The sequence below is a fragment of the Deinococcus aquatilis DSM 23025 genome (assembly GCF_000378445.1).
Classification (GTDB): domain Bacteria; phylum Deinococcota; class Deinococci; order Deinococcales; family Deinococcaceae; genus Deinococcus; species Deinococcus aquatilis.
This window is the reverse complement of record NZ_KB899712.1, coordinates 14,930-29,857: the sequence shown is the minus strand read 5'-3', so window position 1 is coordinate 29,857 and position 14,928 is coordinate 14,930. Positions and strand designations below refer to the sequence as shown.

Here is a 14,928-nt window from a genome sequence, read left to right as displayed (position 1 = left end):
GAGTTAAGCGTTCTGAGAGTTGTGTTTTAGTTAAGTACGTTGCACTGGGAATGAAGCGGTTCCGGTGCTGTTCTGGAAACGCGCAATGTTAAGTGCAACGTACTTTTTTCGGTACTCGCTTCGCTCGATTTATCTCAAAGATAAATGCGACCTACTTAACTCCGAACTGCCACGACCAACGTGACCAACAGGGCCGCCAGCCCCATGCCGATGCTGCTGGCCGCCCCCGTCAGGTTGCCTTCCTCGCGGGCGCGGGCGGTGCCGATGCCGTGGGCCACCGCTCCCAACGCGATGCCGCGTGCCAGTGGATGCCGCACGCCCAGCAAGGTCAGGAAGGCGGGCAAGACCAGCGCTCCCAACAGGCCCGACAGCACCGCCAGGGTGGCCGCCAGTGCCGCAGGAGCCTGCGTGATGTGGGCCAGTTGGAGGGCCACCGGACTGGTCGCGGGCGCAGTAGACAAGGCCCGCTGTGCATCCAGGCTCAGGCCCAGCACACGCGGCAACCCTGTATCCACGCCCACGCCGACCAGCGTCCCGGCGACTCCACCCAGCAGCAGCGCCCGCCATTGCCGTGCCAGCAGCGCCCGCAGGCGGTACAGCGGCACGGCCAGCGCCACCACTGCCGGAGCCAGAAAGGCCGAAACAGGCTGTGTGGCCTGCATATAAGTCTCGTAGGGCGTCTGCGTCAGCAGCAGCAGGCCGCCCACCAGCACGGTTGCCAGCAGGGTCGGATTCAGCAGCGGCGACCTGAAGCGCAGTTGCAGCACCACGCCCAGTGCAAAGGCCAGCAGCGTGAGGGCCAGCCAGATCACCTCGGGCCACCCTCTTCCCGCACCAGCCGCGCCGCCAGCAGTCCGGCCACACCCGCGCCCAGCAGCAGTCCGGCCAGCAGCACCAGCAGCCACAGACCCCATTCGGCCCCGGCCCCCAGAAACTGAACGGCCCCAACGGTGGCAGGCACGAACAGCAGGCCCAGAATTCCCAGCAATCCATCGGCGGCGGGTTCGATCCAGTGCAGACGCACCCAGCGCAGGCTCAGCGCGGCCCACAGCAGCGCCATGCCCACCACCGATCCGGGAAAGGGCCAGTGCAGCAGCCTGACCAGCATTTCTCCCAGAGCCGTAAAGCCGACCAGAATGCCCAGCCCCAGCACCACGCGCACAGGCGGCGGCAGGGCGGCGGTCTGAGAAGGCATCCGGCCTAGGCGGGGGCAGCGGCCAGACGGGACAGCATCCCGCGCACCACCTGTTTGGCGTGGCGGGCCACCAGCGGCATAAAGGTCCGGTAATCCACGTTGGCATCATGGTCGGCGGTGTCGCTGACGCTGCGAATCACCACGAACGGCACGCCCGCTTTGCTGCACACCTGAGCCACTGCCGCGCCTTCCATCTCGGCGCAGGCGGCCCCGAACATCGTCCAGAGCCGCTGCACGCCTTCGCGGGAGGCGATAAACTGGTCGCCGCTGGCAACTCTGCCGTCCAGCACGCGCACGCCGTCCACATCCCGCGCCGCTTCGAGGGCTATGGTTCGCAACTTTTCGTCGGCAGGCCAGGCGGGCAACTCACCCGGCACGGTGCCCAGTTCGTAGCCCAGTGCGGCCACATCCACATCGTGCTGCACGCAATCGGTACTCACCACGATGTCCCCGACCCGTAGTTCGGGGTGAACGCCGCCCGCCACGCCCGTAAAAATGACCTGTGTGGCCCCCTGCATCAGCAGATAGGCCGTGGTCAGGGCCGCGTTCACCTTGCCGATGCCGCCCCGAGTCAGCAGGACCGGCACGCCATCCAGAGTGCCCCGGTGCAGTGTCACGCCCGGAAAAGTCAGGGTCTCGTGGTCTTGCAGGTCGGCCAGCAACAACTCAATTTCTTCGTCCATCGCGCCCATGATTGCCAGCATGAGGGGCAGTGTACAGGAGGCCGGATCAGGGGGCAGGAGAGAGGCTCTCCTCAAACGTGCGGCGGCGGCGTATGCTCGCCCCATGACTGGCCCGAATTTGTCCGAAGTGCCCGAAGTGGAGTTGGATGGCACGGATTCCCGCAGCCACCTTGACCCCGCCGCGCTGCGCCACCCCGATTCTCTGAAGTGGACGCTGTACGACGAGGGCGTCATTCCGATGTGGGTGGCCGACATGGATTACCCGGTGGCCCCCGTGATTCTGGCCGCGCTGCAGGGCCGCCTGACCCGTGGTCTGGGCTATCCGCAACTCATGGGCGACCCCCTGCTGACCCGCCTGATTCAGGAGAAGGCCGCCACGCAGGGCCTGACTGACCTGCCCGCCGATGGAGTGGCCCTGTTGCCGGGAGTGGTGCCGGGAATTTTTGCCGCCGTACACGCCCTCACTGCCCCTGGCGACGGCGTGCTGACCATGCTGCCCGTGTACCATCCCTTTCACCTCAGCATCAACGATCAGCGCCGCGTGGTGCAGGCCGCCGCCCTGATCGACTCAGGCACGCGCTGGGAAATCGACTGGGAGGCGCTGGAAGGGGCCGTGACGCCCTCCACGCGCCTGATGCTGCTGTGCCACCCCCACAACCCCACCGGGCGCGTCTGGGACGCCGAAGAACTGGACAGGCTGCGTGACTTTGCTCTGCGCCACAACCTCTATGTGTGTTCGGATGAGCTGCACGCCGACCTCAGTTATGCCGAGGCTCCCTTCCAATCGTTCGCCGCTGATCCGCGTGTGAGGGGCCGCACCGTCACCCTGACTGGGCCGTGCAAGGCATTCAATACGGCGGGTCTGGGCATCGGGGCCATGCTCAGCCACGATCCAGCCCTGATCAAGCACCTCAAAACGGCGGTGGGCGGCCTGATGGGGCATCCCAGCGCCCTGAGCATCACCATGTGGCAGGCCGCGTTGCAGGAGGGTGCGCCCTGGTTGGCCGAAACGGTGGCTTATCTGTGCGGCAACCGCGACTTTTTGCAGGCATTTCTGGCCGAGCGCCTGCCTTGGGTAAAGTCGTATCCGGTAGAAAGTACCTACCTCGCGTGGCTGGATTTGCGGGCGCATCCGCAGGCAGGCGAGATACAGCAGGTCTTGCTGGAACAGGCACGGGTCGCCATCCACAACGGCCCGGTGTTTGCCCCCGATCCGCAGAAGGCCGATTATCAAGGCTTCATTCGGGTCAATTTTGCCACCAGCCGTGCGCTGCTGGCAGAAGCGCTGGAGCGGATGGCGGGGGTGTTGGGCGGGGAAGTGGAGTAAGGGATAGGGGTTGGGGGGCTTGTCCCACGGTTTACCCCCACCCCCCAGCCCCCGCCCCCAGAGGGGTCAGGGGAGTGGTCGCTGCGCTCGGCAGGGTTGATCTTGTCGTGTTCGGGCTTGGCTTGCTTGCACATTTGAAGCGGAATTGCCCGTTCATTCTGAAATGGAATTGGCCCGCGCGTTGCACGCACGACGGCCTCACACGCATTCGGGCGGGGACAATTTGGGGGTGTGGTGTGGTGGTCTTTGTTCCTCCCCTCTAAGGGGGGGCGTTGCGCCAGCAACGGGGGGGTTGTTGTGCTCAGCAGGAGTGGATGATCCTACTCTTTCGCCCGATTTAGCAGCCCCAGCAGCGCCCCAAAACTGACTACTGCACCGGAATCTTCTCTGAGGGTTGGAGCGGCCAACGCTTCCACTTCTGCCGCGCTGTCTACGCCGTCCAGTGTCCAGGCGGCCATCAGGGCGGCACGGCATTGGGTGAGCAGGGGCAGGCGGGTTTCCCAGTCGTGGGTCAGCGGGCAGAGTTGACGGTATCCGGCAATCAGGTGGGGCAGCAGGGTAGACCGCAGGTCGGCGGGTAATTCCAGTTGGGCGCGGGCCAGATCGGTTGCCAGTGGGCCGAACACGGGTTCATCAAAATCGATGATGACCACCCGCTGACCATCCCAGATGGCGTTACCGGGGCGCAGATCGCCGTGTGTGAGGCCGTAGCCCTCGCCCCGGAATGGTTCGGAATCCTCCTCATTCGGCCAGCAGTTGGCGGGGCCGCCCCACTGATCGACCAGCGAGGTCAGGCGGGCAAGGTGGCGGGCCAGATCAGCGTGTTTGGCGGCGTGCGGTGCGGCGCGGTGCCAGAAAAACCGCCATGAGGGAAACATGCCGGGGAGGGCCGGGTCGATCATGTTCGGGGTGCCGGGTGTGGGCCAGAAGTTGCGCCCAGCCGCGTGCAATTCGCCAATAGCCTGCCCAAATGCCCGGTACAGCGCGGGAGTGGGCGGCAATTCGGAAACGCGGGGACCGTTGATCCACCCCACCGCCGTCACCAGAAAGCCTTCTGGCAGTGCTTCTATCCAGTTTCCGGCGAGGCTGGGCAACGGGGGGCACACGCCCGCGCCCGCCGCGTGCAGATGGCGCAGGAAATCCAGCGGCGGGCGCAGGGCGTCGGGGCTGCGGAGGCTGGAATGAGTAAAGCGCAGGGCGATGTCCCCGGCAGGCGTGCTGCCCCAGTACACATGATTGAAGCCCAGATTCACGGGCCGCACGTCGCCCGCGCCCCAGCGCCCAGCTCCGGCTGTCACCAGATCGGGCGTGAGGGTGCTCAGGGCGGTCTGCCAGTTCATATCAGAGGGTCAGACCAGATGATCGGCGGCCACCAGTTCGCGTAGCCGTTCTATCAGGGGGCGCAGCCGTTCCCGGCGCAATTTCAGGGCGGCCCGGTTCACGACCAGCCTCGCGGTGGATTCAAACAGCACGTCCACCTCTTCCAGATTGTTGGCCCGCAGCGTGCCGCCAGTTTGTACCAGATCAATTACAGCGTCGGCCAGTCCGGTCAGGGCGGCCAGTTCTATGTTGCCGCTCAGTTTTACGATTTCGGCGGGGATGCCCTGCGCGTTCAGGTAGGCGCGGGCCGCACGCGGGTACTTGGTGCCCACCCGCCCGATGGTTCCGGTGGCCCCGATTTCGCGGATCAGGGAGAGGCGGCAGGCGGCAAAACGCAGATCCACAGGTTCATAGACGGCGCGGCCCGATTCGATCAGCACGTCTTTGCCCACGATTCCGGCATCGGCCACACCCAGGTCCACGTATACGGGCACATCCTGATTTCGCAGCTCCAGAATGGTGATTCCGGGGAATTCATGGCGCAGGGCACGCGATTTCTCGGGCATGGTCAGGGGCAGGCCAGCGCGGGCCAACAGCTCCAGGGCTTCTTCCAGAATGCGGCCTTTGGGCAGAGCCAGCGTCAGGTGGTCGGGGGTGCGGGCAGCGGCGGGGGTCATGCGTCCACCCCGTTGCTACCGAAACTATCTACAGCAGTGAAGGTTTCGCCCTGCACCATCCGCGCAATGCCGCGTGCCACGCAGAACTTCCGCAATTCTGTTTCATCGTCCGTCCATGCCAATTCTGCTGTGAGGCCCGAGGCGCGGGCCAACGCTGCTCCGGCCAGATCCAGCGCCAGCACCACCTCGGGTTCGGGCGGCAGGGTGGGGGCCAGCACTCCGGTCAGGCGTTCCAGCCCCACCGCGAAGCCTGCACCGGGCAATCCGCCTTCCAGTGCGTAGCGTCCGCCGCCCAGCACCGGCTGATTCAGGCCATCGGCATAGGCCCGGAAGGTCAGGCCCGTGTAGTAGCCGTACCGCCGACTGACGCCCAGATCAAACAGCAGGGGGCCGCCGTACAGGGCCGCCACGTTTCGCAGGTGCGCCACGGCCTCCAGCGCCCGCGCTCCCTGTCCTGCTCCGGCCCGGGCCAGGGCCTCGGCGCTGTCCAGCACTTCCGCGCCGCCGTACAGGTCGGTCAGGGCGTGCAGCGTACGCGTGACCTCGGCGCTGAGGCCCCCGCGCCGCGCCAGCAGGTCTACATCCGCGCCACTTTTGCGGTCAATGGCGTCGTGCAGGGCGTCCCGCGCCTCTCCGTGCAGTCCCGCGTCTTCCAGTACGGCGTCCACGAAGCCCGGATAGCCCACCTCCAACTGAGCCGAAACGCCCACCGCATCCAGCGCCGCCGCCGCCAGATGCAGCAGTTCGGCGTCGGCCTGCGGCGTTGCCACGCCGATCAGCTCCACGCCCACCTGATAAAACTCGCGCAACCGCCCCAGCTCGCTGGTCAGCGCCCGCAGCCACAGTCGCCCGCCGTATTGCAGGCGCAAAGGGAACGGCCCCGCCGGAAAACGCGCCCTGACCAGCCGCCCCATCGCAGTGGTGAATTCGCTGCGGAGGGCCAACACCTGCCCGCCCGAATCGATCAGCTTGAAGGCCCGCGCATCTTGCGGATGCTCGGCGCTGGCATATTCGAGGGCCGGAAGTTCGACGCCCCGGTAGCCCCAAGCGCCGAAGACCTCCACGAGCCGTGCCCGCAAATGCTCGCGCTGTGCCCATTCGGGCGGCAACACATCCCGCGTGCCTTCGGGAATGGCAGCGGTGCGGGCAGGACTGGGTGGGGCAGAACGGGCGGGAGAACTCACGGGCGCATGATAGCGGGCTGGGGGTAGATGTGGGGTGGGAGGCTGTGCAGGAGAGGACCGAGGGAGTCCGTATTTTTCCCTCCCGCTCTCCTGTGTAGCTTTTTGGGGCAGCTCTATAGGTGCGGAGCAGACCTGTAAAGCTGCCCCGTAAGGCTTTGCAAGCCGGATTGAAAGTCTCACAGTTGGGCTTTTAACCGGAATCTGTCTAAGAAACTGGGCTGAGATTCAGAAGAAAGAGGCGGGGAAGGGGCTGTTACTGCGCCCATTTCCCCACCTCCACTGTGTTGAACATTCCTGCTTTATGCCCGCCTGTACGCCACCTGCCCGCCCACCAGCGTCAGCGTGGGCCAGCCGCGCAGGGTTTCGCCTGCCCACGGCGTGAATTTGGCTTTGCTCTTGAATTCAGCCGGGTTCACGGTGCGCTCTGTGTTCAGATCAAATATGGTCAGGTCGGCGGGTGCACCCACTTCCAGCGAGGGTTCGGGCCAGCCCATCACGCGGGCGGGGGCCTGCGTCATCAGGTCAAGCAGTTTTTCCAGCCCCAGTTGCTTGCCGTAACGCGTCCACATCAGCGGGAAGGCCAGTTCTATGTAGGCGATTCCAGACGGCGCGGTCAGCAGGTCGCGTTCCTTCTCGGCGCGGGTGTGGGGCGCGTGGTCGGTGGCGATGCAGTCCACGCTGCCGTCCTCTAACCCGGCCAGCAGGTATTCGGCGTCGGCCTGAGTTCGCAGGGGCGGGGCCACCTTGTAGATGGAATCGAAGGAACGCAGCGCCTCGTCGGTGAGGGTGAGGTGGTGGGGGCAGACCTCGCAGGTCACGGGCAGGCCGCGCTGTTTGGCTCCGCGCACCAGATCCAGCGCCCGCGCCGTGGAAAGATGTTGGATATGCAGGCGCACGCTACGGCCCTGAGCCTGTAAACCCGCCACGATTTCTATATCCCGCGCCACCCGCGCCGCTTCTGCCGCCGCCGGGTTTCCGGGCAGGCCCAGAGCCTCGCTGACCGTGCCCTCGTTCATCACGCCATCGGCCCGCAAACTGGCATCTTCGGCATGCACGCTGACCACCATGCCGAGGCTTCCGGCGTATTCCAGCCCCAGCCGCAGCACCCGCGCATCCTCGTTGGTGCGCCCATCGTCGGTGAACATGGCCGCGCCCGCTTCCTGCAAAAAGGTCAGTTCGGCCAGCGTTTCGCCCGTCTGCCCTCTGGTCAGGGCCGCCGCAGGCCGCAGCCGCGCAAACCCCAGTCGGTTGGCCTTCTCGATCAGCGAGCGCACGATGGCGGGGTCATCCACCACCGGCGACGTGTTGGGCATAGACACCACCGTGCCGTAGCCGCCCGCCGCCGCCGCCGCGAGGCCCGAGGCGAGGTCTTCTTTTTCGGTCTGCCCCGGCTCCCGCAGATGCGCGTGCAACTCGATCAGCGCGGGCGCAAGCGTGCCGCCGTTGCCGTCTATGATTTCGCCTTCAGCGGGCAGGTTCCAGCCTTTGATCAGGCCATTCTCGAGGGTGATGGATTCCAACGAGTCGGAATTGGGTCGGCGGATATTTTGGATTGTTAGGGTCATGGGGCCTCCCATTGGTTCTACGAGGATTGGATCAAAGCCGAAATGCTGCACGCTTGTTCTAATCCGTCAATTGAGATTGTCAGACTGAGTAAGTAGTTTTGGTCTTGCCACTCAGCAGATTCTTTGAATTGAGGCTCTATGTTCTCCCAGAGTTTCTCATCTAAAGTAAGTGCATTAGGCACACCTAGTTGGCTCTGAAAAATGAGCAGATATTCGGAGAAGATGGAGCGATATTGAGCATGTATGGCCGCCGCGTCGTCACTGGTGAATAGTTCTGGAATGGAAGTTGAAAAGATAGGAAAATGAACTATTTGTGTCCTAGAAATTATCGAATGATGGCTTGCAGCTACTCTTCTTTCCCTGAATTCTTGAGTAGGTAGGCCATACAAGGAAGCTGCATGTATCAAGGAAGACTGCTCTGCCTCCTTATAAATTTGAATAATCAGATCAGATAATTTTTGAATTTCTTGATCCATCAATTTATTCTCGCCCAACCAGCAAGTGATACAGCACGCTCATTCTCACTGCTTGCCCGTTTTCAACCTGCTTCAGCACGCGGCTTCTTTCGCTGTCGGCGGTATCGGCGCTGATTTCCAGATCACGGTTCATCGGCCCCGGATGCAGCACGATGGCGCCCGCTTCGGCTTCTGCCAGAAGGCGCTCGTTGACCTGATAGGTGTCGGCGTATTCCTGCAAACTGCCGAGGTAGCCGCCGCTCATGCGCTCGCTTTGCAGGCGCAGGGCCATGACCGCGTGTGCGCCGCGTACCGCCTCACGCGGGTTGGTGGTCAGGGTCACTCCGGGCAGGGCGGCCAGATCAGCGGGGAGCAGCGTGGCGGGGCCGCACAGCACGACTTTTGCGCCCAGTTTGGGGAGCAGTTCGGCGTTGGAACGGGCCACCCGCGAATGGCGAATATCCCCGATGATGGCAATCGTTTTGCCTTCCAGCGTGCCGAATTCCTGCCGCACCGTGTAGGCGTCCAGCAGGGCCTGTGTGGGGTGGGCGCGGCGGCCATCGCCCGCGTTGATCACGGGTTTGCCGCTGTAGCGGGCCACCAGATGCGCGGCCCCGGCGGCGGCGTGGCGCACGATATAGGCGTCTACCTTGTAGGCAGTCAGCACCTCGATGGTGTCGCGCAGGCTCTCGCCCTTGCTGACGCTGCTGTTTCCGGCGGCAAAGCTGACCACATCGGCGCTCATGCGGCGGGCGGCCAGTTCAAAGCTGATGCGGGTGCGGGTGGAATTCTCAAAAAACGCCGTGCAGACGGTCAGGCCTTGCAGCGCCGGAACCTTCTTCACGGGCCGTTCCAGCACCTGATTCATGGTGTCGGCGTTGTCCAGCAGGGCGGTCAGGCGTTCGAGGGTCCAGCCTTCAAAGTCCAGCAGATGGCGCGGGCGCGGGGTCATACGTCACCCTGCCCGTTGTCTATTCCGTTCAGGTCCCACAGTTCCACAAGGTCTACGCCGTCCGTTTCCTGCAACTTCACCTTCACCACTTCCGATTTGGCGGTGGGAAGATTTTTGCCCACGTAGTCGGCACGGATCGGGAGTTCCCGGTGGCCCCGGTCGACCAATACGGCCAACTGAATGCCTTCCGGGCGGCCCAGATCGATCAGGGCGTCCAGCGCGGCGCGAACCGTGCGGCCCGTGTACAGCACGTCGTCCACTAGAATCACGCGGCGGCGGGCCAGATCGAAGGGCACATGCGTTTCACGGATCACGGGCTGATGAGAAATCTCGGAGAGGTCATCGCGGTACAGGGTGATGTCTAGCATTCCGGTGGGAATGGCGACGCCCTCCAGTTCTTCCAGCTTGGCGGCGAGGCGGGCGGCCAGCGGAATGCCCCGCGTATGCACGCCGATCAGGGCCAGATTCTCCGCGCCCTTGTTGCGCTCCACGATCTCATGGGCAATGCGCGTCATAGCGCGGCGCACCTCGTCGGCGGTCAGGATGGTGGCTTTGGGCGTCATGCGCCCGCCCCCTCAACAGGACTGGAATTCACAAAAAAAAGGCCGTCCAGCGCGGGCTGTCGGCGTGTCGGTACAGATGTATGGCGTGCATTTGGGTGGGCATTCATATGAACTCCTCTCCTGCCTCACGGGGCGGGCGCGACCTCACGGGATCGCTGAGAAAGGTGACTGTGATTCTAAGTGGATCAGGCCAGGGTTGACCTTGCTTCCGCAGGCGAGTGTAGCAGCTTGGCAGGGAGGCACGGCCTCGCCACCCTCTGAAAAACATTACCTTCTGCTAAAGCCGCACTAAACTTGACACAACTGCACTCAACTAATACTATATTCTCATCAGCGCGGGGCCGGGAAAGCAGCGGCCAGCGCGACCAATTTCAGGAGGTATGAGCAATGATGCGATTTGATCCCTTCCGTGACATCGAAGAACTGACCCAGCGCATGGACCGTGCTTTTGGTGCGGCCAGTACCGCCCCGGCTCGCCTCGCCCCCCCAGTAGACGTGCATGAAGACGAAACCGGGCTGGAACTGACTCTGGACCTCCCCGGCGTGCAGGCCGACGCCATCCAGATCGAAGCCGAGAACCAGACCCTGACCGTGCAGGCCGAGCGTACATACAACCGCCGCGAGGGGCGCACTGCTCACCGTGTGGAACGTGCTCACGGCATTCTGGCCCGCACCTTCAGCGTGCCCGCCAAGTACGACCTGACCAAAGTGGAAGCCGACTACCAGAACGGCACCCTGACCCTGCGAGTGCCCCGCAGCGAAGCCGCCCAGAAGCGCACCGTAACCGTTCGCACGGGTGGGCAACTGGACACGCCCAAGACGGTAGACGCCCCCAGCGCATAAGCCCTGACGAGGCCCGCTCACATCTGTAACGGTGTGGGCGGGCTTTTTTGTTGGATTAGTGAACCCCCCCGTTGCTGGCGCAACGCCCCCCCTTAATGGGAGGACACAACATCTTTTGCGCTCCCCTTAAGGGGGGCTGGCGGCGAAGCCGACTGGGGGGTTGTCTTACTCCCGCTCGTACACCTGCCGTTGCCGCTCCCGAAACTGGGCCTTTTGCTTGTCGGTGGTCTGGGCGTGGCAATGCTCGCAACTCACGCCGCGTTCAAAGTGGGCGTGCCCGGTTTCCTGCGCGGTCAGGGGCCAGCCGCAGCTATGGCACAGTTCGCCCCCGCCGACCTCCAGACCGTGCCCCACGGTCACGCGGCCATCAAAAACAAAGCATTCGCCGTTCCAGCGGCTCTGGTCGGCGGGCACTTCTTCCAGATATTTGAGGATGCCGCCCTGCAAATGCAGCACATCCGTAAAGCCGCGCTGACGCAGCAGGCTGGTGCTTTTTTCGCAGCGGATACCGCCCGTGCAGAACATGGCGATTTTTTTGCCCTCCTGCCCCCGCAACTGCTCCTCGGCCCACGCCGGAAACTCGCGGAAGCTGTCTATTTCAGGGTTCACCGCGCCCTGAAAGGTGCCTGCCTTGACCTCATAGCGGTTACGCGTGTCTATGACCAGCACATCGGGGTCTTGCAGCAGGGCGTTCCATTCGGCGGGCGTCACGTATTGGCCCGCTTCTTCAGGAGGCAGTACGGGCACGCCCATCGTCACAATTTCGCGCTTCAGCCGCACTTTCAGGCGTTTGAAGGGCTGCTCGGCGCTGGCCGATTCCTTGTATTCCATGCCCGTAAATCCGGCGGCGATCAGGGCCGCGTGCCACTGCGTCACCGCTTCCCGCGATCCGGCCAGAGTGCCGTTGATGCCCTCGGGCGCAACGATCAGCGTGCCGCACAGGTTCAGGCGCGTGGCAATTTCCAGCAGATGCTCACGCAGCGCGGCGGCGTCGGGCACGGCCCGGAACTGGTAGAGGGCCGCCACGACCCAAGCGGGGCTTGCTTCGGGGTGGTTCTCTGACGGGGATGTTGCAGTTACAGGGGCGGGCGCGGCCATCACGGGCCGCAGTATAGGCGGTCAGAGGCCGGGGCAAATGCGGATGCTGACGGGTTTCTTGCCTGCCTGCCTTCTCTGTGCCTGCCCGCCTGTACGTGCCTGGAGGTGAGTCCAATCGGCCACCACTCTTTTCCTACTCCCCACAACCCACCTCCCACACCCCATCTGGGCCTTGTGGCGCATTCGCCCCCGCCCCCGCTCTGCTAGCCTCTGTGCTGCATGGCTACGCTGCTCACCGCCGAATCCATTTCTCTCGCTTTCGGAGAGCGGTCGGTGCTGTCGGGCATCAGCTTGAATGTGCAGGAGGGGGAGCGGGTGGCGCTGTTGGGGCGCAACGGCGCGGGCAAAACTTCGCTGCTGCGCGTGCTGACCGGAGAACTGATCCCTGATGAGGGCGAGATCTGGCGCTCAGAGGGGCTGCGGGTGGCGGTGTTGGCCCAGCATCATGCCTATGCGGAAGGCGTACGGGTGCGCGATCTGGTGGCCGCCGCGCACCCTTACCGCGAACTGGAAACCGAATTGCTGACGCTGGAAGCCCATCTGGGCGACCCCGAAACCCTGAGCGCATGGACGGCCCTGCACGCCCGTCTGGACGATCTTCAGGCCTACGCTTGGCCCTCGCGGATGGCCCGGATTCTGGGCGTGCTCGACCTTACCCGCTTTCTGGGGCGAGAGGCGGCGTCGTTGTCGGGCGGCGAGCGTACCCGGCTGGCCTTGGCCCTCGCGCTGGCCCGCGAACCCGATCTGCTGCTGCTGGACGAACCCACCAACCACCTCGATATTCGGATGCGCGAATGGCTGGAAGGCTGGCTGCGCGACTTCGGCGGCGGCGTGATCCTGACCAGCCATGACCGCGATTTTCTGGACGCGGTGGCGGGCCGCAGCCTGTGGCTGGAGGCCGGAGAAGCCCGCGAATATGCTGGCGGCTATTCCCGCGCCCAGGCCCAGCGCGAACTGGAACGCCGCACCCAGACCCGCGCCGCCCGTCTGGGCCAGCAGGAAGCCGCCCGTCTGGAGGGCAGCGCCGAACGGCTGTACGTATGGGGCCGCCGCTCCCGCCCCCTCAAAAACCGTGCCCAGCGCCTGCCTCTGGCCGAAGCGCCGCTGCCCGAACGCCAGCTCCGAATGCGTCTGCTGGCCGGAAGTGCCCGCGCCCCGCTGGTGGCCTGGGGTGAGCACCTGAATAAAACCTATGCGGAGCATCCCGCCAATCATCCAATTTTGCGGGAAGCCGCCTTCAAGCTGCGTCAGGGAGACCGTGTGGCCCTGATGGGAGCCAACGGCACGGGCAAAAGCACCCTGCTGGGGCTGCTGGCCGGAATCCTGCACGCCGACCCGCCCCGTTTGGGCCAGCCGGAACCTGTATTGCGCGTGGCGGGCGGCGTATCGGTGGCTTATCTGGATCAACTCTGGCACGGCCTGAACCCCGGCGAGGGCCTGCGTGCCCAGTTCGAGCGGCGCTTTGGCGGGCGGGCCAAAGCCCTGCTGGGTGGCGCGGGCTTTACGGCTGCTGACTGGCCCAAATTGCCCGAAGTGCTGTCGGGCGGCGAGCGGGCGCGAGCGGGGCTGGCGCTGGTCAGCAGTCTGCGGGCCGATCTGCTGCTGCTGGACGAACCCACCAACCATCTGGACGTGGAAGCCCTGCAAGCTCTGGAAGTGGCGGTACAGGCGTACGGCGGCGCAGTCGTGATCGTCACGCATGACCGCCGCTTTGCCCGCGAGGTCGCCAATCGGCTGTGGGTCATCGAGGACGCGGCTCTGCGCGAGGTCACAGGCTGGGCGTCTTCCGGCTGGAAGGGCAGCGAGTACCTCGACCCGGCCCGCTCGCTGACGGGCGATCCGCCACCCCCGCCGCCCCTGCCCACGCCCCGGCAGCGCTTGGTGGCTGTAGAAAACCAGCTTCTGGAGGCCCGCGCCAGCCTGAATGCCACGGGCGCACTGACTGGCCGGGAAGAAGCGCGGCTGCGGGCGCAAACGCATACCTTGCAGCACCATCTGTACGACCTGTACGCCGAAGCCTTTGCCGCACCCAACTACGACGTGCAGGTGCGCGAACCGCCGCTGACGGTGCGGGGCCAGAAATTGGGGGAATGGGGGCCAGAGGAAGACGAACCCCTGAGGCGAGGCGGCATGTTCTGGGCGGCGCACGATGAGACCTGCCCGCATCTGGCCTGGGACGGTGAATGCCTGCGCTGGAGCGTGTCGGCCACCGACGTGCCTGCGTGGTACGGCGCGGCGCTGCTGGGAGCCTCCCTCCGAATCCTGTTCGAGCGCTGGAATGTGGGCCGGGTGCGGCTGGGTGAGGGCGGCCCGCTGCTGACCCGCCGCGCCTACTTCGAGCGGTTGGGCCTGGTCAGTGGGGGCAAACAGCCTCGGCCAGAGCCTGTACCTACCTGATCCAGCCAGATTTGTTGGCCTCTGAAAGTACCCAGTCAAAAGTGCCCTCTGATGCGTCCAGAACGGTGGCCCTGGCTGGGAGAATCGTCTGTATCTGAGCGGTGGTCGGATAACCCGCATCCTTAACACGTCCGGCCCCGCTATACTTCGCCGCATGGAAGATCTCATCAAGGGTCGTCTGGGCGGCGCAGACGGATACGACATCCGCTGCGTCATCGACGGTGACCGCATCACAGGCCGCGCAGGTGGCAAGCTCCACGGCAAAGACATCGACCTCGAAATCACGGAACGCGGCGTACAGGGCACTGTCGGCGCAGACCCGTTCAAGATCGAGTTGCAGGACGGCGAACTGAAAGGCAACGTCGGCTCGCAGAAACTCACGCTGCGCGGCGTAGACCGCGTAACCGGCTACATGGGTGAACCCATCGTGGGCTGGAACGTGGTGGCGCAGCAAAACGGCGATCAACTCGTCGGTCAGCTGGGCAGCACGGTGCTGGGCCGCAACTTTGAACTCTCGTTGGGCAGCGCTCCCGGTTGGGTGGGCACGCTGGTGGCTCTGGTGTCGTTCTACGCACTGGAACCCCGCGCCAGCATCAGTCGGTAAAACAGGGCTGGAACGTGGAGTGTGGTTAAAAGCTGTACAGGTTTCGGCAGCTAGACTTAGAATCC

The 14,928-nt window shown here is 64.5% G+C and carries 15 protein-coding genes; 4 read left to right on the top strand and 11 right to left on the bottom strand.

Features of this window, described 5'->3' with window-relative positions:
• Positions 1–155 precede the first annotated feature (155 nt).
• The 3 genes from F561_RS0111450 to F561_RS0111440 are packed head-to-tail and all read right to left on the bottom strand — an operon-like array spanning position 156 to position 1,899.
• Entirely contained in the window at positions 156–812 is a 657-nt protein-coding gene (locus F561_RS0111450; protein WP_019010108.1) for an LrgB family protein, read from the bottom strand.
• Positions 809–1,195 carry a CidA/LrgA family protein gene (locus tag F561_RS0111445; RefSeq protein WP_019010107.1) on the bottom strand — a complete coding sequence of 129 codons (387 nt, stop codon included), beginning with the start codon at positions 1,193–1,195 and terminating at the stop codon, positions 809–811. The genes F561_RS0111450 and F561_RS0111445 overlap by 4 nt, the downstream gene beginning before the upstream one ends.
• A 5-nt stretch (positions 1,196–1,200) precedes the next feature.
• Positions 1,201–1,899, bottom strand: a complete 699-nt coding sequence (locus tag F561_RS0111440; protein WP_019010106.1) for a 5'-methylthioadenosine/adenosylhomocysteine nucleosidase — start codon at positions 1,897–1,899, stop codon at positions 1,201–1,203.
• Between the two features lie 82 nt (positions 1,900–1,981).
• Here F561_RS0111440 and F561_RS0111435 point away from each other — a divergent pair, with 82 nt between their 5' ends.
• A complete protein-coding gene (locus F561_RS0111435) occupies positions 1,982–3,205 on the top strand; it encodes a MalY/PatB family protein (RefSeq protein WP_019010105.1) in 1,224 nt (407 codons plus the stop codon).
• Positions 3,206–3,525: 320 nt separating this feature from the next.
• On the opposite strand, the gene F561_RS0111430 is transcribed toward F561_RS0111435, so the two are convergent.
• From F561_RS0111430 to pyrR, 7 genes are all read right to left on the bottom strand, one after another.
• Positions 3,526–4,545, bottom strand: coding sequence for a phosphotransferase enzyme family protein (locus tag F561_RS0111430; protein ID WP_026298832.1), 1,020 nt, complete (start codon positions 4,543–4,545; stop codon positions 3,526–3,528).
• A gap of 9 nt (positions 4,546–4,554) precedes the next feature.
• A complete protein-coding gene (gene hisG, locus F561_RS0111425; protein ID WP_019010104.1) occupies positions 4,555–5,202 on the bottom strand; it encodes an ATP phosphoribosyltransferase in 648 nt (215 codons plus the stop codon).
• Positions 5,199–6,386, bottom strand: coding sequence for an ATP phosphoribosyltransferase regulatory subunit (locus tag F561_RS25305; RefSeq protein WP_019010103.1), 1,188 nt, complete (start codon positions 6,384–6,386; stop codon positions 5,199–5,201). The genes hisG and F561_RS25305 overlap by 4 nt, the downstream gene beginning before the upstream one ends.
• A 299-nt stretch (positions 6,387–6,685) precedes the next feature.
• Positions 6,686–7,951, bottom strand: a complete 1,266-nt coding sequence (locus F561_RS0111415; protein ID WP_026298831.1) for a dihydroorotase — start codon at positions 7,949–7,951, stop codon at positions 6,686–6,688.
• 17 nt (positions 7,952–7,968) lie between these two features.
• Entirely contained in the window at positions 7,969–8,427 is a 459-nt protein-coding gene (locus tag F561_RS28825; protein ID WP_157451809.1) for a hypothetical protein, read from the bottom strand.
• Positions 8,428–8,431: 4 nt separating this feature from the next.
• Positions 8,432–9,358: an aspartate carbamoyltransferase catalytic subunit gene (locus tag F561_RS0111410; protein WP_019010101.1), complete on the bottom strand. Its 927-nt coding sequence runs from the start codon at positions 9,356–9,358 to the stop codon at positions 8,432–8,434.
• A complete protein-coding gene (gene pyrR, locus F561_RS0111405) occupies positions 9,355–9,921 on the bottom strand; it encodes a bifunctional pyr operon transcriptional regulator/uracil phosphoribosyltransferase PyrR (protein ID WP_019010100.1) in 567 nt (188 codons plus the stop codon). The genes F561_RS0111410 and pyrR overlap by 4 nt, the downstream gene beginning before the upstream one ends.
• A gap of 387 nt (positions 9,922–10,308) precedes the next feature.
• On the opposite strand from pyrR, the gene F561_RS0111400 reads away from it, so the two are divergent.
• Positions 10,309–10,764 carry an Hsp20/alpha crystallin family protein gene (locus tag F561_RS0111400; protein ID WP_019010099.1) on the top strand — a complete coding sequence of 152 codons (456 nt, stop codon included), beginning with the start codon at positions 10,309–10,311 and terminating at the stop codon, positions 10,762–10,764.
• 165 nt (positions 10,765–10,929) lie between these two features.
• Here F561_RS0111400 and trhO read toward each other — a convergent pair whose 3' ends face one another.
• A complete protein-coding gene (gene trhO / locus F561_RS0111395; protein ID WP_040380515.1) occupies positions 10,930–11,862 on the bottom strand; it encodes an oxygen-dependent tRNA uridine(34) hydroxylase TrhO in 933 nt (310 codons plus the stop codon).
• Positions 11,863–12,081: 219 nt separating this feature from the next.
• On the opposite strand from trhO, the gene F561_RS0111390 reads away from it, so the two are divergent.
• Both F561_RS0111390 and F561_RS0111385 read left to right on the top strand, forming a co-directional pair.
• A complete protein-coding gene (locus F561_RS0111390; protein WP_019010097.1) occupies positions 12,082–14,259 on the top strand; it encodes an ABC-F family ATP-binding cassette domain-containing protein in 2,178 nt (725 codons plus the stop codon).
• 154 nt (positions 14,260–14,413) lie between these two features.
• The gene (locus F561_RS0111385; protein ID WP_019010096.1) at positions 14,414–14,863 is read left to right on the top strand and encodes a hypothetical protein; all 450 of its coding nucleotides are present in this window, start codon (positions 14,414–14,416) and stop codon (positions 14,861–14,863) included.
• Positions 14,864–14,928 lie beyond the last annotated feature (65 nt).